This window comes from Streptomyces sp. NPDC058985 (assembly GCF_042740985.1).
Classification (GTDB): domain Bacteria; phylum Actinomycetota; class Actinomycetes; order Streptomycetales; family Streptomycetaceae; genus Streptomyces.
Window position 1 is genome coordinate 22188 of record NZ_JBHYJX010000065.1, and the last position, 16597, is coordinate 38784.

Sequence of the window (16597 nt, forward strand, 5' to 3'; positions counted from 1 at the left end):
ACTGATCGGATGCATCGAATCCCCGCCTCCCGCCCCCACCGAATGAGGTGCCAGTCATGACCCGTCTGATGTCCCGGCTGCTTCCCCCACCAGGACCCGGCCGTCTGCTGGTCCTGTGCACGGCCGTCGCCAGCCTTGGGAACGGACTCTATGTCACCGGTGGCGCCGTGTACTTCGTTCACGTCGTCGGCCTCTCACCGGCGCAGGTGGGACTCGGTATGTCCCTCGCGGGAATCCTGGCGCTCGCCCTCGGGGTGCCGGCCGGGCACCTCGCCGACCGGTTCGGGCCGCGCGGCACCACCGCCGTGTTCGCTCTGGGCAAGGCGGCGGCGCTCGCCGCGGCCGCCTTCGTGCACTCCTTCCCCGCCTACCTGGTGATGGCGGTGGTCCACGGTCTCGCCGAACAGAGCGGCCATGTCGCCCGTGGAGCCCTGGTGTCCGGGGTGATGGGCAAGGAGGGCCGGGTCCGGCTCTCGGCCTACATGCGCTCCGTGTTCAACGGCGGTTTCTCCCTGGCCGCGCTCGCGGCAGGTCTCGTCATCGCCGCCGATTCCACGACGGCCTACCTCGCCCTGTTCTGGGGCAATGCCGTGGCCATGGTGCTCGTGGCCGGCCTCTACATGCGGCTGCCCAAGGTGGCCGGCATCCCGCGTGAACCCCGTGGCGCGCGCCCGCGCGGCGCGGTGCGCGACCTTCCCTATCTGGCGGTCGCCCAGGTCTCCGGGATCGTCAGGATCGGTCCTACCGCGCTCGCGGTGGGACTTCCGCTCTGGCTGGTGGCGCACACCGATGCCCCCCGTGCGCTGGCGGCCTGGTTCATGCTCGTCAATACGCTGATGGTGGTGTTCCTCCAGGTGTGGCTCGCGCGGGACGCGGACACCGTGCGGGGAGCGGCGCGCCTTCAGCGGCTGACCGCCGTGGTCCTGGTCGTCGCCTGCGCGGTCACCGCGATGACCGGGGCGCTGCCCACCTGGGCCGCCGCCGCCGTGCTGCTGTGTGTCGCCGTCCTGTTCACCTTCGGTGAGATCTGGGGCGAGGCCGCCCGGTGGGGGCTGCGCTACGAGCTGGCGCCCGCCCATGCGCAGGGGCAGTACGGAGGAGTCTTCGCCACCGGCGACGCCCTGGCCCTGATCGCGGGACCCGCTCTGGTCACCGCGGTACCCGACCGGTTCGGCGGCACCGGCTGGCTGCTCATCGCCCTGCTGTTCCTCGGCGTGCTCGCCGTCAGCGGCCCCGTCGTCCGCTGGGCGGAACGGACCCGGGTGCCGGACCACGAAAGCGAGGGCGCGGTGCCGACCGCGGTGAAGACCACATGATTTCCTCATGCCTTCGGCGTGATTCCCTCGCTGCTGCTCACGCGGCAGACGGTTTCATACTGAGGTCCGGAGCCCACCCGCGCGCAAGACTGCCCCGGCGCCGGTTCCGCAGGCGCGAGGAGGTCGGCTGTCCGTGATTCCGTACCGGGAAGACTCGCCGCTGCGCATGCACCACCTGTGGTCCCTGCGTGAGGACACGGCGGTCGACTGGGACGCGGAGGGCCGGACCCTGGTGCTCAGCGGACCGCAGGGCACGGAGCGGATCGAGGACCCGACCTCCGCGGTGGCCGAGACGCTGCACCGGATGGAGCTGGGCCCCATCCGGCTGGCGAACCTGCTGGGACCCAAGGACGGGGCGGCCTCCGGCGAGGCCTACACCGTGGTCCTGTCGGTGCTGCGGGAGATCTCCCCCCTGGTGATCCGAACGCTGTCCCTCGAAGACCTCAAGGGTCCGGTGCTCTCCGTGGTGCCGGCCGGACCGGCCGCCCGCTTCACCCTCGTACGCCCGCCCGCGCAGCGCAGCGTCCGGCTGCGGCCCAACGTGACGATCACCCTGGAGGGGAACGTCTTCCTCCTGGAGTGCCGCGCCCTGGACCACCGGGTGCAGATCCACCGTCCCGAGGCGATGTGGGTGGTGTCGCTGCTCGCCCGGCCCACGACACCTGACGCGCTGGTCCAAGGGGCGCCCCTGCCGGCCGAGTTGACGCTGGAGATCCTCGGCCATCTGGCAGGCGCTGGCATGACGGTGTCCGTGGGCTGACCGCGCACCTTCGACGCGTGCCCTACAGCAGCCAGCCGGACTCGCGGGCGATGCGGATGGCGTCCACCCGGTTACGCGCGTTGAGCTTGGTGACGACCGTGGTCAGATAATTGCGTACGGTGCCCACCGAGAGGTGCAGCTTCGCGGCCATCTCCTGCGGCTCTGTGCCCTCCGCGGCCAGTTGCAGCACCTCGGTCTCGCGGATGGTCAGCGGGCTCTCGCTGCCACCCCAGGCGGCCAGGGCAAGTTGCGGGTCGATCACCCGCTGTCCGGCGACGACCTTGCGCACGGACTGGGCGAGTTCGGTCGGCGGTGCGTCCTTGAGCAGGAAGCCCGAGACGTGCGCGGACATCGCCCGGCGCAGCGTGCCGGGCCGGCCCAGGCTGGTCAGGATCAAGGTGCGGCACTCGGGGAGGCGTTCGTGCAGGAGCGCCGCCGCGCTGAGTCCGTCGAGCCCCGGCAGGTCGATGTCGATGATGGCGACGTCCGGCCGGTGTTCCCGCGCCCGGCCCAGGATCTGGTCGCCGCGATCGAGTTCGGCGACCACCTCCAGGTCGTCCTCCAGATCGAGCAGGGCCACCAGAGCGCCGCGCACCATGTGCATGTCCTCGGCCAGGAGGATCCGAATCATCGTAACTTGCCCCCGTTTTACTCACCTATGAATCTTTCGATTCTACTCAGGCCATTCGACGCCGGAGCGTCGTCGAACACAAGATCCGGCAGCCAAATTGCTCATGCGACGCTGTCCGTACGGTCGTAGGGCCGCTCCTCGTCCGCGAGGTCCCTCGCGTCCAGGTCCGGGGCCCTGGCCTCGCGGACCGGTGCCTCGGCGGTGAGCCGGAATTCGCCCGTGCCGCCTTCGTCGGGGGTGCGCCGCACGAGGAGGCGGCCGCCGATGTCCTGGAGGCGTCGTTCGAGATTGCCCAGTCCGCTGCCACTGTGCTGTGCCGGCGGATGGTGGCCGAGCGCCAGGCCGTCGTTGGCGATCGTGAGACGGGCGACGTCGTCCTCGACATGGGTGGAGATCCAGCAGCACGAGGCCTTGGAATGCCGCAGCAGGTTGGTGACACCCTCGCGCAGCACCGTGGCGAGGACGGTCGACGTCGTCGGCGCCAGGTGCTCGATGGCCTTCTCGGCGTCGAGCGTGACCGAGACCCCCGCGGCGGCGAGCACCGACTCGGCGGAGGCGAGTTCGGAGCGCAGGGACATCTCGCGGTAGCCGCTCGCGACCCGGCGTACGTCGGCGAGGGCCTGGCGGGAGATGACGAGCACCTCGTCGACCTCCTCGCAGGCCCGGTACGGATTCGTCGGTATGAGCCGGCGGATCAGCTCGCTCTTCAGGGAGACCGCGGAGAGGCTGTACCCGAGCAGGTCGTGCAGATCCCTGGCGAACCGCAGCTGCTCGTTGCTCACGGCCAGTCGGGCCAGGTCGGCCCGGGCCCGGTGCAGCTGGTCGACCAGGGCGGTCAGACGGCTCAGACCGTAGATGACCAGACCCGTGAGCGCGGTGGACTGGCACATGTAGAACGTGTCGACGGCGCCCTGGCCGTTCAGCGTGGTCGGGATGAGCAGACTGAGCACGGTCAGTCCGTACAGCGTCCAGCCCGCGCGGAGGGGCAGGAGAAGCAGGAGGGAAGCGGCGAAGAAGCCGGCCATGGCACCCCAGAACACCCCGAGCCAGACGAACGGCAGGTAGGTGAGGACACCTTGGGCGGCGAGGGTGAGCACCTTCTTGCGCGTCGGCGCCGCGGAGGCGCCGGGGGCCGAGTGCACGAGTTGCAGCCCGAACACCAGCACCAGGCAGGTCACGAGAATGGGCAGGTCGTACGCGTCGTGCGGGGTGGACAGGATGTTGAGGAGCGTGATGACCAAGAAGCAGAGCAGTGAGGCAATCAGAATGCCTCGGGCGGTTCTGGCGGCCACGTGGCTGTGATCTTGTGACCGGCTGGTGTGCGGGAAGGATTCACCCGGACCGGTGCTGTCCATCTGCCGTCTCCCAGCTCCCCTCATGGCTCGATTTCGAGTCGAACACAATCGGCGGTCATTCTAAGCAGGTTGGGTGAAACCGGGTGGCCATCTCCGGATCAGGATGCGAAGTGCGGTTCGTACGGCCGGCCGCGCGACCGAAAGCGGAGGTACGCGGCCGGCCGGGTCACACGAAGAGCGGGACCGGGTTGAGCTGCTCGTACGGTGTGGGCCGGGAGAGCCGTCCGAGCGCGACCGGAGCGTCGAACAGCCTGCCCGGCGCGAACCGGGCCCAGAAGTGCCGCAGCCCCGGCACGAGCACCTTGACCACCGGCATGTCGACATCCGGCCGGGTCTGGTCGAGTACGAGCAGTTCCAGGCCCTCGGCCGCCGTGAGTTCCGCGATGGCCTTCACGTCGTCGAGCAGATCGGTGCGCGCGACGTAGTTCCAGTGGGCGGGAGTGCGCGGTCGGGCGGCTGGGTCCGGGGCCAGATACGGCTGGTTGGCGAGCGTCGCCTGCCGCCACCAGCGGACCGTGAGCGGATCGGTGATGCCGTAGCCGCCGCCGGGACGGTCCGTGCTCGCGGGCGGCAGCAACTGTCCCGCCTCGGTGAGCGCGCGGCGCAGGGCGATCGCCGGATCGAAGTGTGCGCCGAATCCGAAGATGATGTCCTCGGTGGGGCCCTTCGTACGCCGGGACAGGGCCACCACGGTGGGAATGCCGAGGTCAGAGGTGAGATCGAGCGCCCAGAGGTCCCGGCCCAGCTTCCGGTACCCCGCACGCAGCCGCTCGGTGTACGGATCCTGGAACGCGTCCAGATCGATCGCGGGCTGCCGGGTGCGGTTGTACCACCACAGGGCGACGGCGTCCCGCTCCACCAGTTCCAGGAACCCCTGCAGCAGGGCGTCCTCCGGACTGCTGCCCGCCGCGTTGCCGTTGGAGTCGGCGTACGGCCCCCGCGCACCGGGGGTGTCCGAGTAGTAGAGCATCGAGGTGGGCAGGAGCCTGTGGCGCTGCTCGGTGAGGGACCATACAGGCGTCCACTCCACGGGCCGGTCCTCGTCGAAGGGCTCCGGCACGTGATGGAACGGCGAGCCGGAGCGGTTCCAGCGGTCCCGCTCGCGGAACTGCCGGTCCGCGTACAGCTGACAGACGTTGGGGTGCAGGGCCTGGTCGCCGAGGGCGCGCAGGGAGTCCACCACTACCGGTTCGTCGCCGTGCCGGGCACCGCAATAGCGCTCCACCGCCTCGCACAGGGCGCTGACGCGGGCCTCCGTGTCGGTCAGGCCCTTGCCGCCGCTCTGGGTGCGCAGCCCGGCGGGGCCGCGGTCCCGCATCGCCAGGTTGCACCCCGATACGTAGGCGGTGACGAACTCCGGCGCCCCCGGGGCGGGTTCGATCGCCGGGACGATGCCGGTGATCGGGCTCACCAGGTGCGCATAGCGCTTCAGCAGATGGTCGGGAGTGAGCGCGCGGTGGCCGCCGCCGTTCGCGGCCTTGGTGCGTGAGACCGGGACGAACGGCGCGCGCACGCGTCGGCTCATCAGGCCTGCCTCGCCGCAGGAGGGGCATTGCGGGATCCGGGACACGGCGTGGACACGGGTACGCAGCGCGAGGGTGTCGACCGTGCGGATGGAGCCCTGGTCGGCATAGCGCAGACCGGCCAGCCACTTGGCCGCCTCGAGGACGGCGCCCTGCGCGGCCATGACGCGCCCGGCCGAGAGAGAGGCGGCCGGCAGCGCGAGCGGACGGTCGAGACCCAGCGCCTTTCTGAGCGGCGCCTCGTACCCGCGGTGCAGGGCGAGGCGGTGCGCGAGGCAGGACCAGCAGGGCCCCTCGCCCGGCTGGAAGAAGGGTCCGATCCAGGGCTCGTAGCCGCACAGCCGGGTGAGCAGCCACGGCTTGCCCGCGGCCCGGTGCTCGGCGTCGACCATCTCCAGCTCGGGGGAGAGGTAGTCGTCGCACAGGACGAGGGTCAGGTCCGCGTTCGCTTCGGTCACGCCGAGACCACTGGCCAGGCCCGCGGCGAGCACCGGCTCGGGGTCGACGTCGCCGAGCGGCAGGATCCGCAGGCGTGTGTGGTGCAGCCCTGCCGCGGCCCGGGCGCCGTCCAGGCCGGCCAGGTCCCAGTACGCCTCGGCCGCCGGGTCGGAGGCCGGCGCCGCGAGGGCGGGATCGCAGAAGCGCAGCAGCCCGGCCTCGCTCAGCAGGCGCAGACCGTCCTCGACCTCCTCGCCGGTGAGGGCGGGCCCGGCGGCGTGCAGGATCTCGGCGAGCGACCGGGTGCCGTCGAGCAGCGGGACCAGGACGTCGGCGAGGACGCCGTGCAGGGTGGTCACGCCCTGCCGGGACACCAGGTACGTCGCCTCGCCGGGCACGGTCGCCGGACGGAGGTGGTGCCGGAAACCCACGAGGGGCGAGCCGTTCTGCCGTGCGGCCTGCCTGTGTCTTCGGGGGAGTCGCGACTCAGAGGTCATATCCAGGCCCCCGCGACCGCACCCTCGACGGCCGTGGGAGCCGATGCCTGCGTACCGAAGACCCCGCTGGACGCGCTCGGGCCGGTCCAGGTGAAGGACGCCAGCGGGTAGGTGTCGGCGGAGTGGTCAAGGCGCTTGACCACGAGGAGCGGATGAGCGGAGGCTGCTTCGGTGGTGCGCATCGAGCTGGTGACAAGAGCGGCACTGGCGTGACTCATCGCAGAATCCTCACTGACGTGGTCGGCTTGTGCTCCGATGGCCAGAATTCTTCGCGAAATCGATCGCTTCCGGACAGTGTCCGCGTCACCGGTGAAGGGTGAAGTTCTCACTCAATCGGAGCCCTCGCCTCCATCGGCGGCCGCCTTCAGCGGTTCCCACCAACTGCGGTGGTCGCGGTACCACTGAACGGTTTCGGCCAACCCCTGCTCAAAGCTCTTGCGCGGTTTGTAGCCAAGCTCCTCTCGGATCTTCGTGCAGTCCACGGAGTAGCGCCGGTCGTGGCCCTTGCGGTCCTCGACCTGTTCGACGCTCTCCGACCAGGTCGCGCCGCATGCGTCGAGCAGCAGACCGGTGAGTTCCTTGTTGGAGAGTTCCGTGCCGCCCCCGATGTTGTAGACCTCCCCTGCGCGGCCCTTGGTGCGGACGAGTTCGATGCCCTGGACATGGTCGTCGATGTGCAACCAGTCGCGGACGTTGCCTCCGTCGCCGTACAGCGGGACCTTCCGCTCGTCGAGGAGGTTGGTCACGAACAGCGGGATGAGCTTCTCGGGGAACTGGTGGTGCCCGTAGTTGTTCGAGCAGCGGGTGACACGGACGTCCATGCCATGGGTGCGGTGGTACGAGAGCGCGATGAGGTCGCTCGCCGCCTTCGACGACGAGTACGGCGAGTTGGGGCTCAGGGGGTGGCTCTCGGGCCAGGAACCCTCGTCGATCGACCCGTACACCTCGTCCGTCGAGACGTGCACGAAGACCTCGACGCCGGCCCGGTGCGCCGCGTCCACGAGCGTGTGCGTGCCGACCACGTTGGTGCGTACGAACTCGGCACCCCCGTCGATCGACCGGTCCACGTGCGACTCCGCCGCGAAGTGCACCACCTGGGCGTGCTCGGCCATCAGCTTCTCGACGAGGTCGGGGTCGCAGATGTCGCCCTGGACGAAGGAGAAGTCCGGATGGGTGCTGACCTCGTCGAGATTGGCGGGATTGCCCGCGTACGTCATCTTGTCGAGGACGGTGACCGAGACGTCGCCGGGGCCGTCGGGGCCGAGCACCGTACGCACGTAGTGCGAGCCGATGAAGCCGGCGCCTCCGGTCACCAGGATGCGGCTCGTCACGACGCGCTCCCCGCAGTGGTGTACCGGCTCTCGGGCACCGGCTTCCCGGCGTACCGGTTCATCGGCCTGATCGTGCCGGGCAGGTCCTCGAAGCCGAGTTCGTGGTACAGGCCGACGGCCTGCGGGGCGACGAACACGCTCATCCGCCCGCAGCCGAGCTCCATGAAGTGCTCGGTCATGTGGTGCACCAGGGAGCCGCCGATGCCACGACGGCGGTACTCGGGCAGGATGCACATGGCGATGCCGTAACCGGCGGACTTCGCGGAGGACCCCGGGTTGGGGAAGTTGGGCCTGATCTCGCCCGTGATCCCGGCTATGACCTTGCCCTCGTCCTCCACGACGAACGCGTAGAACGACGGATCGTTGGCGAGACGGTCCCGGGTCATCTCCTCACAGGCCTGCATCCAGTCCGTGGGGTGGGGGCCGTTGATGTCGTCGTGCATCTGCCGGCGGAGTTCGGTCAGGGCCTTGGCGTCGGCCGGCGTGGCGGGGCGGATCGGAAACATGGGGCGGTCTCCTTCTCAGGCTACGTGGGCGGTGAGCAACGGACGGTGGCGTGCCGCCACCTCGGTGACGTAGGCGCCGTAATCCGTGCCCACCATCTCCTCACCGAGGCGACGACACTGCTCGGGGGTGATGAAGCCGCGGTTGAGCGCGACCTCCTCGACGCAGGCGATCCACTCGCCCTGGCGCTGCTCGACCAGCTGGACGTACTGCGCCGCCTGGAGCAGCGAGTCGTGGGTGCCCATGTCCAGCCAGGCGAAGCCACGGCCGAGTTCGGTGAGGCGTGCCCGGCCCTGTGCCAGGTAGGCAAGGTTGACGTCGGTGATCTCCAGCTCGCCGCGCGCCGACGGGGAGAGGTTCTTCGCGATCCCGACCACGTCGCCGTCGTAGAGATAGAGACCGGTCACCGCGAGGTTGGACCGCGGGTGGCGGGGCTTCTCCTCCAGGGAGAGGAGCCGGCCGTCGGCGTCGATCTCCCCGATCCCGTACCGGTGCGGATCGCGCACCCGGTAGCCGAAGAGCGCGGCGCCGTCGAGCCGGCGCAGCGCGTCGTCGAGGAGCACCGAGAACCTCGGGCCGTGGAAGATGTTGTCGCCGAGCACCAGCGCGACCTGGTCGCCATCGATGAAGTCGGCCCCGATGACCAGGGCTTCGGCGATGCCGCGCGGCTGTTCCTGCTCGGCGTACTCGATGGTCAGACCGAGCCGTGAGCCGTCCCCGAGGAGGGTGCGGAAGCTGTCCGAGTGGTCCTTGGACGAGATCACCAGGATGTCCCTGATCCCGGCCAGCATCAGCACGGACAGCGGGTAGTAGATCATGGGCTTGTCGTAGACCGGCAGGATCTGCTTGGACAGCGCTCCGGTCAGCGGGCGCAGCCGGGTACCGCTGCCGCCGGCGAGAATGATGCCCTTCATCTCAGCCCGCCTTCCACTGCTGTTCGAGCCGGGTGCTCAGCTCGTACTGCGGGAGCAGGCCCCGCTCGGCGGCCTCGGCGAGGGTGGGCGCCACGGTGTCCCGCTCGGAGTAGACGGGCGTGATGTCCTCGGGGATCGGCAGGGCGAGCGCCGGGTCGGTGACCGAGATGGCCAGCTCGTGCTCGGGTACGTAGCTGCTGGTGACCATGTAGGACATGACCGTGTCGTCCTCGAGCGCGACGAACGCATGGCCGAGACCGACCGGGAAGTACATGGCACGGAAATCGTTCTGGTCCATCAGGACCACGTCCCAGGTGCCGAAGGTGGGTGAGCCGACCCGGATGTCCACGACGATGTCCAGGGCCGAACCCTTCGGGCAGTACACGTACTTGGCGCAGCCGGGCGGGGTCAGCGTGTAGTGCACCCCGCGCACCACACCGCGCTTGGAACGGCTGTGGTTGGTCTGGGAGACCGGGAAGCGCGCGTTGCCCGTGGCTTCGGTGTAGGCCGGTCCCTGGAACGGCGAGAGGAAGAGACCGCGCTCGTCGGGGAAGACGTCGGGGGTGAACTCGAGTGCGCCGGCGACGGCCAGTTCACGGGTCTTCATCACAGCACCTCCCGCAGCGCGGCGATGACCTTGTCCTGCAGGCCCTCGGAGAGCGACGGGTACATCGGCAGCGAGAAGATCTCCCCGGCCAGCTTCTCGGTCACCGGCAGCGAACCCTCGGCGTATCCGAGGTGCTTGAAGCCGGTCATGGTGTGCACCGGCCACGGGTAGCTGATGTTCAGGCTGATGTCGTACGCCTTGAGCGCCTCGATGATCCGGTCGCGCTCGGGGTGGCGGACCACGTACACGTAGTAGACGTGCGTATTGCCCTCGTTGACCTTGGGGAGCAGCAAATCGGTGTCGCCCAGGGCCTCCTGGTAGCGCTGGGCGACCCGCTGACGGCCGGCCACGTAGGCGTCGAGCCGGGTCAGCTTGCGGCGCAGGATCTCCGCCTGCACCTCGTCGAGCCGGCTGTTGTGGGCGGGGGTCTGGACCGTGTAGTAGACCTTCTCCATGCCGTAGTAGCGCAGCTTGCGCAGCTCGGCGTCGATGTCGTCGCGCGAGGTGACCACGGCACCGCCGTCGCCGTACGCGCCGAGCACCTTCGTCGGGTAGAAGGAGAAGGCGGCGGCGTCCCCGGTGGTTCCGGCGAGCCTGCCCTGCCGGGTCGCGCCGTGCGCCTGTGCGCAGTCCTCCAGGATCGCCAGACCGTGCCGGTCGGCAAGGGCCTTCAGCGGGTCGAGGTCCACGCACTGGCCGTAGAGGTGGACCGGAAGCAGCACCTTGGTGCTCTCGGTGATCGCCGCCTCCACCTGGCCGACGTCCATCAGGAAGTCGTCCTCGTTGACGTCGACGAAGACCGGTGTGGCCCCGGTGCCGTCGATCGCGACGACGGTGGGCGCCGCGGTGTTGGACACCGTGATGACCTCGTCGCCCGGGCCGACCCCGAGGGCCTGCAGGGCGAGCTTGAGCGCGTTGGTGCCGTTGTCGACACCGACGCAGTGACCGGCGCCGTGGTAGGCGGCGAACTCCTCCTCGAATCCCTTGACGCTGTCACCGAGCACCAGCGTGCCGGAGGAGAACACCTTCTCCACGGCTTCGAGTATGTCCTCGCGCTCGCTGTGGTACTCGGACAGGTAGTCCCATACGTAGGTGGTCATGCGCGTTCCTTCGTGTGTCGTCTTGGTGCGGCGGGCACGGATACGGGGGTACGGCGGTTCAGGGGCTCGGCGGTGCGGGGGCGAGGGCGGCCACCGTGCGTTCGAGGCCCTCGTCGAGAGGGACCCGCGGACGCCAGCCGGTCACCGAGCGGAACGGGGTGGAGTCGATGGTCACGCTCAGGAAGTCCGTCTCCGGAGCGTGCGCGGGCGGCTGTACCGAGACGACCGGGACCGGTGGCCTGCCGGTGCGGGCCGCGGCGTGCCGGGCCACCGTGCGGAACACGTCGCCCAGCGCGTCGCCGCGTCCGGCACCGAGCAGCCAGGTACGGCCGGCCAGCTCGGCGGGATGGTCCACGGCGGCGGCGAACGCGGCGGCGATGTCGGCGATGTGCACCAGGTCGCGGCGCACGGTGCCGTCGTGCCACAGCGTGATCTCCTGGCCCGCGAGCGCACGGCGGGCCATGGCGGCGACCACCCCGTGGTCGGCGGTGCCGGGTACGGTGCCCTCGCCGTAGACCGTGGGCAGTCTGAGGCCGACACCGCGGACCGCACCGGCGGCGCTTGCTTCGAGCAGCAGCCGTTCCGCGGCGAGCTTCTGCTCGTCGTACACCGTGCCCGGCAGATCGGGTTCGCTGCCGTCGAGGGGTTCGCGCGGCGGGGGGCCGACCTGTGAGGCGGCGCCCGCGTAGATCACCAGCGGCGGTCGGTCCGGGTCCGCGACGAGGTCCAGCAGGTCGCGCAGCACGCCGACGTTGACCCGCTCGCCGCCCGGTTCGGCGGCGGCCCGCCAGCCCCCCTCGCACAGCAGTGCGTGGATCACGACGTCCGCGTCCTTGACGGCCGCGGACAAGGCATCCCGGTCGGTGAGGTCGGCGGTCACCACCTCGACATCCGCACGGGCGCCGTGCGGAACGACGGCGGGGCGCCGGGCCACCGCGCGCAGGCGCAGCTCCTGCCCGGCGAGGGCGGCGAGCACGGCCGAGCCCACGAAGCCGGTGGCGCCGAGCACGGCCACCAGGGGCCGGTCGGTCGGTGCCGTTGTCATGCGGATGCCTCCCAGAGTGGCCGGATGGATGCGGCGATCGTGCAGCGGCCCGATCGGGCGCGACCGGAGCAGCGCTGGAGGCCGGCTCGTCCCGGGGGCGTACGGCGCGACTCGACCGGAGCTTGAGCCCGGATGCGTAGCGTCGGGTGCTGTCTCGCGCCCGACGGGCGCGATGTGGAGCGCCGTCCGCGCAGGCCGGCGTCCCGGCCACCGCTCACGCGACGGACACCGTTGCCTCCCCCGATGAAGTCGGAAGGAACCCTGAATGAGTACTGACAAACTCGCCGTAGGCGGCGACGCGGCCGCGGCGGGGAAGTCCCCGGGCGCGGCCACCCTGATCACCGGCCTGATCGCCTTCATGGCGGGGCTCGACAACCTGGTGGTCGTCACCGCGCTGCCCACCATCAGGGAGGAGCTCGGCGGCAGCCTGGAGCAGCTGGAATGGACGGTGAACGCCTACACCCTGACGTTCGCCGTCCTGATGATGTTCGGTGCCGCGCTCGGCGACAGGTTCGGGCGCCGCCGGATGTTCATCGCCGGTCTGCTGCTCTTCACGGCGGCCTCCGCCGCCGCCGCCCTCGCGCCGGGCATCGGTGAACTGATCGCCGCCCGTGCGGTCCAGGGCGCGGGTGCGGCCATCATCATGCCCCTCTCCCTCACCCTGCTCACCGCCGCCGTGCCCGCCGCGAAGCGGGGCGCCGCCCTCGGTGTCTACGGTGCGCTCAACGGTCTCGCCATCGCGGGCGGCCCGCTGATCGGCGGTGTGGTGACCCAGCACATCGCGTGGCAGTGGATCTTCTGGATCAATGTGCCGGTCGGTCTGCTGCTCGCCCCGGCGGCCTGGCGCGGTCTGGCCGAGAGCCGCGGACCCAACAGCCGTCTCGACCTGCCGGGCACCTTCCTCATCAGCCTCGGCATGCTCGGTCTGGTATTCGGCCTGATCCGTGCCAACGGCCACGACGGCTGGGGCTCCGCACAGGTCATCGTCCCGCTGGTGGGCGGTGCTCTCGTGGTGGTCCTCTTCGTCCTGTGGGAGCAGCGCACCAGTGCTCCGATGCTGCCCATGGGCATGTTCCGCAACCGGGCCTTCAGCGCCGTCAACGCGGGCGGTCTGCTGATGGGTGTCGGCATGTTCGGGGTCGTCTTCCTCATCACGCAGTTCATGCAGACCATCCAGGGGATGTCACCCACGGAGGCCGGTGTGCGGATGCTGGCGTGGACGGCCATGCCGCTGCTCGTGGCGCCCTTCGCGGGCATCATGTCGGACCGGATCGGCGGACGGCCCGTCGTGACTTTCGGTCTTACGCTGATGGCCCTCGCGTTCGCCTACTGGGCCCTCGTCATGAGCCCCGACGCGTCCTACCTCCTGCAGCTGCCCGGCTATCTCCTGGGCGGTGTGGGCATCGCCTGCTTCTTCGCCCCGCTGCTCAACCTGACGATGAGCTCCGTCGACGTCTCCGAGCAGGGCATCGCCTCCGGCGCCACCTCGGCCACCCGTGAACTGGGTGCGGCGCTCGGAGTGGCCGCGCTCGCCAGCGTGTTCACGCACAACGGCGGCTATGCGTCGGGCCAGGACTTCGTCGACGGCTTCGTGCCCGCCCTGTGGGTCGGCGCCGCGGCCGTGGCGCTCGCCGCGGTCGTGATGTTCTTCGCCCGCAGGCCCGAGGGCACGGGGACGCCGGCCGGTGCGGAACCGGTCGGCGCCGAGCTTGCCGGGGACGCGATCCCGGCACCCCAGCCGACCACCCGCTGACCTCCTCGTGAGCAGGCCCGCGGCCCATCAGGACGCCCCACGCGGTGGGCCGCCGGCCCGCGTCGAAACGACGCACACGTCATCCGTTCCCGCGCCACCGGCAGAAAGGCAGTAGCCAGACATGAGGGTTGTCTTCGCAAGTCTCGGAAACTACGGACACATATTTCCCCTGGTGCCGACCGCACAGGCGGCACATGCGGCCGGGCACGAGGTCTGGTTCGCCACCAGCGAGCAGTTCCACCCCATCGTCGAGAAGGCCGGCCTGCGCCCGGTCAGCGCGGGGATCACCGTCCCCGAGGCGTACATCGAGGCGGCCGGCGGCCAGGCAGCCCTCGACGCCATGGGCGGTGCCTCACAGGCCAGTGACGTGCCGCCCGAGGTACTCGCGGGCATGGGCGTCAAGGCCTTCTCCTCGCTGCTGCCGCGCAGCGTGTACGCGGACCTCACCCGTGCCTTCGACTCCATCAGCCCCGACCTCGTCGTCTACGAGATCTACAACCCGGGCGCGGCCTTCGCCGCCGTCGCGGCGGGGGTGCCCGCCCTGTGCCACGGCATCGGCCGGGTCTCCTACGACGAGACCATGGATCCGCTGTTCCAGAAGGAGCAGATCGCCACGGCGATCGACCTGGGGGTGGCCGACAAGCTCGGCCACAGCCGCACCTTCGGCAACCCGTTCATCGACATCTGCCCGCCCGCCGTGCAGAACCAGGGCTTCCTGGCCGAGGGCCTGGAGCTGATCCCGCAGCGGCCCGTCCCCTTCGCCGAGCCGGGTGAGCTGCCCGCGAGCGTCATCCAGGGCGAGGGCCCGCTGGTCTATCTCAGCCTCGGCACCGTGCTCGGTTCCGCCGAGCTCCTGCGTACCGCGATCGACGGTCTGCTGCCGCTCGACGTGCGGGTGCTCGTCGCCACGGGCCCGGTGGTCGACCCGTCCGCGCTCGGCGATCTGCCCGACCGGGTCGTCGCGCTTCCCTGGCTGCCGCAGGCCGAGGCGCTGCGGTACGCCACAGCGGCCGTCCACCACGGCGGCCAGGGCACCACGCTGGCGTCGCTCGTCGCAGGGGTGCCTCAGCTGATTCTGCCGCAGCCCGGCGACGGCCCCGGCAACGCCACCGCGGTGCGCGACACGGGGGTGGGCAGCTTCCTGCTGCCCGAGCAGGTGTCCGCCGACGCGGTCGAGGCCGAGATGCGCAAGCTCCTCGCCGACCCCGCGCACCAGGAGAGCGCCCGCAGGGTCGCCGCGGAGATCGAGACCCTGCCCGCGCCGGCCGAGACCGTCGCGCGGTTCGCCGAGTTCGTCCGCTGACCGCCCCTGGCGCGTAAGGTGCCCCGCGCTCGACGAGGAGCGCGGGGCACCTTACGTACGGCCCGGGTCTCAGGCCGTGGCGCGGATCCTGCCCATCGTTCGGGCGTACAACCGCGGTCCCAGCGCGCGCCACACCAGGCGCACGGGGGCGGGCAGACCGCCGAGGAGGATCGCGCGTTCGCGCTCGTCGGCGTCCTCCATCACCATGCCGAAGTACTTGAAGAGCTTCGTCTTGGGTGTGCTCATCACGAAGTGCTCGCCCAGCGCGCCGAACTCCTTCGCGGTGAGGAAGCGCTCGGCGAGGGGAAGGAGATGGGTCTCCTCGTCGTCGAGGTGTTCGACGATCACGGTGCGGTGCTCTTCGATCGCGGCGACGGCGAGGTCACGGGTCCGCGTGTCCGCCGCGGACGCCCAGGTGGCGACGAGGGCGGCGGCCGCGTCGAGGGTTTCGACCACCCGCTGGTGCTCGGCCTCCATACGGTGGACGACCTCGCGCTCCTCGGCGCCGACCCGCTTGAGCATCGGCGGCCAGAGGAGCTCGTCCTCCCCTTCGTGGTGGTTGATCAGACCGCTGCGCAGGTCGGCGAAGTGCTCGGCGAGTACGGCGGCGCGCTCGACGTCCCCGGGACCGACGGCGGCGATCAGCTCGCCGATCAGCCGCAGCTCCCGACGGAAGGCGCGGTGGACGATGACCATCTCCTGGGCGTCGAAACCGCCGAACTCGGTGCCGCTCGGGGGAGTCGGTGACGTGCCGGACGTGGACGAGGTCATGGGGGTCTTCCTCATCGGTTCGGGGACCCGGCCCGTCGGCCGGCTCCTTGGCTGTCCTTCGTCGGGGAAACGGAGCGAGAACAGTGATCTCCTCCAGTCTGCCCCGGGACGGCTCAAGTCTCGCTTGAGCCGTGGGCCCCGATCGTGCTCCAGAGCGGCTCGACCACGTTTGGCGATGCTCGGTCCGCACACGTTCCCGTCGCAACCAAGCCGAGAGAGGCCAGTATGCCCAGCAGCCACCACACAGTCGTGCAGCACTTCGTAGACATGATCAACAGCCATGACGTCAGCACCATGGCGGAGCACACGGCGCCCGGACACATCGACCACAACCCGGGGGTGGCCGACGGCATCGAGGCCAACCGGGCCTTCTGGACCCAGGTGTTCATCGCGTTCCCCGATCTGAAGGCCGAACTCCACGACGTCATCGCGGAAGGCGACCGGGTGGCCGCCCGTATCGAGTACACGGCGACCCACCAGGGCCCGTTCCTCGGCATACCGGCGACCGGGAACACGGTGAACTTCCAGTCCATCGACATCTGGCGGCTCGAAGACGGGCTGTTCGCCGAGCACTGGGACCAGCTGAACATGGACGACCTCTTCCGCCAGCTGGGCGTCACCCCGGCGGCTGCCTGAGACAGGTCCCGGCACCATACGCCGGCGCGGTGGACCCGGCGCCCGGTCAACCCCCCGAAGACCGTGTACCAGCTCAGCCCCGGACCAAGCCCCCCCCCCCCCCAGTATCATAT

At 70.3% G+C, this 16597-nt stretch carries 16 protein-coding genes; 5 read left to right on the forward strand and 11 right to left on the reverse strand.

What is annotated here, in order from left to right; translation table 11 throughout:
• The first annotated feature begins 56 nt into the window (after positions 1-56).
• Both ACFW01_RS35490 and ACFW01_RS35495 read left to right on the forward strand, forming a co-directional pair.
• Positions 57-1316, forward strand: coding sequence for an MFS transporter (locus tag ACFW01_RS35490; protein WP_384510586.1), 1260 nt, complete (start codon positions 57-59; stop codon positions 1314-1316).
• Between the two features lie 133 nt (positions 1317-1449).
• Positions 1450-2076 (forward strand): NADH oxidase, encoded by a 627-nt coding sequence (locus ACFW01_RS35495; protein ID WP_384510589.1) that lies wholly within the window; start codon positions 1450-1452, stop codon positions 2074-2076.
• Positions 2077-2098: 22 nt separating this feature from the next.
• Here the strand turns inward: ACFW01_RS35495 and ACFW01_RS35500 are convergent, their stop codons facing one another.
• The 10 genes from ACFW01_RS35500 to ACFW01_RS35545 form a co-directional block, all read right to left on the reverse strand.
• Positions 2099-2707, reverse strand: a complete 609-nt coding sequence (locus tag ACFW01_RS35500; RefSeq protein ID WP_234954114.1) for a response regulator transcription factor — start codon at positions 2705-2707, stop codon at positions 2099-2101.
• A 101-nt stretch (positions 2708-2808) separates the two neighbouring features.
• Positions 2809-3948 (reverse strand): sensor histidine kinase, encoded by a 1140-nt coding sequence (locus ACFW01_RS35505; RefSeq protein WP_384510592.1) that lies wholly within the window; start codon positions 3946-3948, stop codon positions 2809-2811.
• A 280-nt stretch (positions 3949-4228) separates the two neighbouring features.
• Complete coding sequence (locus ACFW01_RS35510; RefSeq protein WP_384510595.1) at positions 4229-6520, reverse strand: TOMM precursor leader peptide-binding protein; 2292 nt, start codon at positions 6518-6520, stop codon at positions 4229-4231.
• Positions 6517-6738 (reverse strand): hypothetical protein, encoded by a 222-nt coding sequence (locus ACFW01_RS35515; RefSeq protein WP_234954108.1) that lies wholly within the window; start codon positions 6736-6738, stop codon positions 6517-6519. Before ACFW01_RS35515 ends, ACFW01_RS35510 begins: the two co-directional genes overlap by 4 nt.
• Before the next feature lie 111 nt (positions 6739-6849).
• Positions 6850-7851, reverse strand: coding sequence for a dTDP-glucose 4,6-dehydratase (gene rfbB, locus ACFW01_RS35520; RefSeq protein WP_234954106.1), 1002 nt, complete (start codon positions 7849-7851; stop codon positions 6850-6852).
• Complete coding sequence (locus ACFW01_RS35525; RefSeq protein ID WP_384510600.1) at positions 7848-8357, reverse strand: GNAT family N-acetyltransferase; 510 nt, start codon at positions 8355-8357, stop codon at positions 7848-7850. The genes rfbB and ACFW01_RS35525 overlap by 4 nt, the downstream gene beginning before the upstream one ends.
• Positions 8358-8372: 15 nt before the next feature.
• Positions 8373-9269 (reverse strand): glucose-1-phosphate thymidylyltransferase RfbA, encoded by an 897-nt coding sequence (rfbA, locus tag ACFW01_RS35530; RefSeq protein ID WP_234954102.1) that lies wholly within the window; start codon positions 9267-9269, stop codon positions 8373-8375.
• Position 9270: 1 nt separating this feature from the next.
• The gene (locus ACFW01_RS35535; RefSeq protein ID WP_234954100.1) at positions 9271-9876 is read right to left on the reverse strand and encodes a dTDP-4-dehydrorhamnose 3,5-epimerase family protein; all 606 of its coding nucleotides are present in this window, start codon (positions 9874-9876) and stop codon (positions 9271-9273) included.
• Positions 9876-10976 (reverse strand): DegT/DnrJ/EryC1/StrS family aminotransferase, encoded by a 1101-nt coding sequence (locus ACFW01_RS35540; protein WP_234954097.1) that lies wholly within the window; start codon positions 10974-10976, stop codon positions 9876-9878. The genes ACFW01_RS35535 and ACFW01_RS35540 overlap by 1 nt, the downstream gene beginning before the upstream one ends.
• 58 nt (positions 10977-11034) lie before the next feature.
• A complete protein-coding gene (locus ACFW01_RS35545; protein ID WP_234954095.1) occupies positions 11035-12021 on the reverse strand; it encodes an NAD-dependent epimerase/dehydratase family protein in 987 nt (328 codons plus the stop codon).
• A 265-nt stretch (positions 12022-12286) separates the two neighbouring features.
• On the opposite strand from ACFW01_RS35545, the gene ACFW01_RS35550 reads away from it, so the two are divergent.
• Both ACFW01_RS35550 and ACFW01_RS35555 read left to right on the forward strand, forming a co-directional pair.
• Positions 12287-13774 (forward strand): DHA2 family efflux MFS transporter permease subunit, encoded by a 1488-nt coding sequence (locus ACFW01_RS35550; RefSeq protein ID WP_384510605.1) that lies wholly within the window; start codon positions 12287-12289, stop codon positions 13772-13774.
• Positions 13775-13946: 172 nt separating this feature from the next.
• Positions 13947-15077 carry a glycosyltransferase gene (locus ACFW01_RS35555; RefSeq protein ID WP_384510608.1) on the forward strand — a complete coding sequence of 377 codons (1131 nt, stop codon included), beginning with the start codon at positions 13947-13949 and terminating at the stop codon, positions 15075-15077.
• Between the two features lie 69 nt (positions 15078-15146).
• On the opposite strand, the gene ACFW01_RS35560 is transcribed toward ACFW01_RS35555, so the two are convergent.
• Entirely contained in the window at positions 15147-15848 is a 702-nt protein-coding gene (locus tag ACFW01_RS35560) for a hemerythrin domain-containing protein (protein WP_384510611.1), read from the reverse strand.
• A 249-nt stretch (positions 15849-16097) separates the two neighbouring features.
• Between ACFW01_RS35560 and ACFW01_RS35565 the strand changes: the two genes are divergently transcribed.
• A complete protein-coding gene (locus ACFW01_RS35565; RefSeq protein WP_234954090.1) occupies positions 16098-16484 on the forward strand; it encodes an ester cyclase in 387 nt (128 codons plus the stop codon).
• The last annotated feature ends 113 nt before the right edge of the window (positions 16485-16597 follow it).

Bases quoted from the DNA above. Each gene is read 5' to 3' on its own strand.
- ACFW01_RS35545 (WP_234954095.1), bottom strand. From the start codon at position 12,021: ATGACAACGGCACCGACCGACCGGCCCCTGGTGGCCGTGCTCGGCGCC.
- ACFW01_RS35515 (WP_234954108.1), bottom strand. From the start codon at position 6,738: ATGAGTCACGCCAGTGCCGCTCTTGTCACCAGCTCGATGCGCACCACC.
- ACFW01_RS35550 (WP_384510605.1), top strand. From the start codon at position 12,287: ATGAGTACTGACAAACTCGCCGTAGGCGGCGACGCGGCCGCGGCGGGG.
- ACFW01_RS35525 (WP_384510600.1), bottom strand. From the start codon at position 8,357: ATGTTTCCGATCCGCCCCGCCACGCCGGCCGACGCCAAGGCCCTGACC.
- ACFW01_RS35510 (WP_384510595.1), bottom strand. From the start codon at position 6,520: ATGACCTCTGAGTCGCGACTCCCCCGAAGACACAGGCAGGCCGCACGG.
- ACFW01_RS35535 (WP_234954100.1), bottom strand. From the start codon at position 9,876: ATGAAGACCCGTGAACTGGCCGTCGCCGGCGCACTCGAGTTCACCCCC.
- rfbA (WP_234954102.1), bottom strand. From the start codon at position 9,269: ATGAAGGGCATCATTCTCGCCGGCGGCAGCGGTACCCGGCTGCGCCCG.
- ACFW01_RS35490 (WP_384510586.1), top strand. From the start codon at position 57: ATGACCCGTCTGATGTCCCGGCTGCTTCCCCCACCAGGACCCGGCCGT.
- ACFW01_RS35560 (WP_384510611.1), bottom strand. From the start codon at position 15,848: ATGACCTCGTCCACGTCCGGCACGTCACCGACTCCCCCGAGCGGCACC.
- ACFW01_RS35540 (WP_234954097.1), bottom strand. From the start codon at position 10,976: ATGACCACCTACGTATGGGACTACCTGTCCGAGTACCACAGCGAGCGC.
- ACFW01_RS35500 (WP_234954114.1), bottom strand. From the start codon at position 2,707: ATGATTCGGATCCTCCTGGCCGAGGACATGCACATGGTGCGCGGCGCT.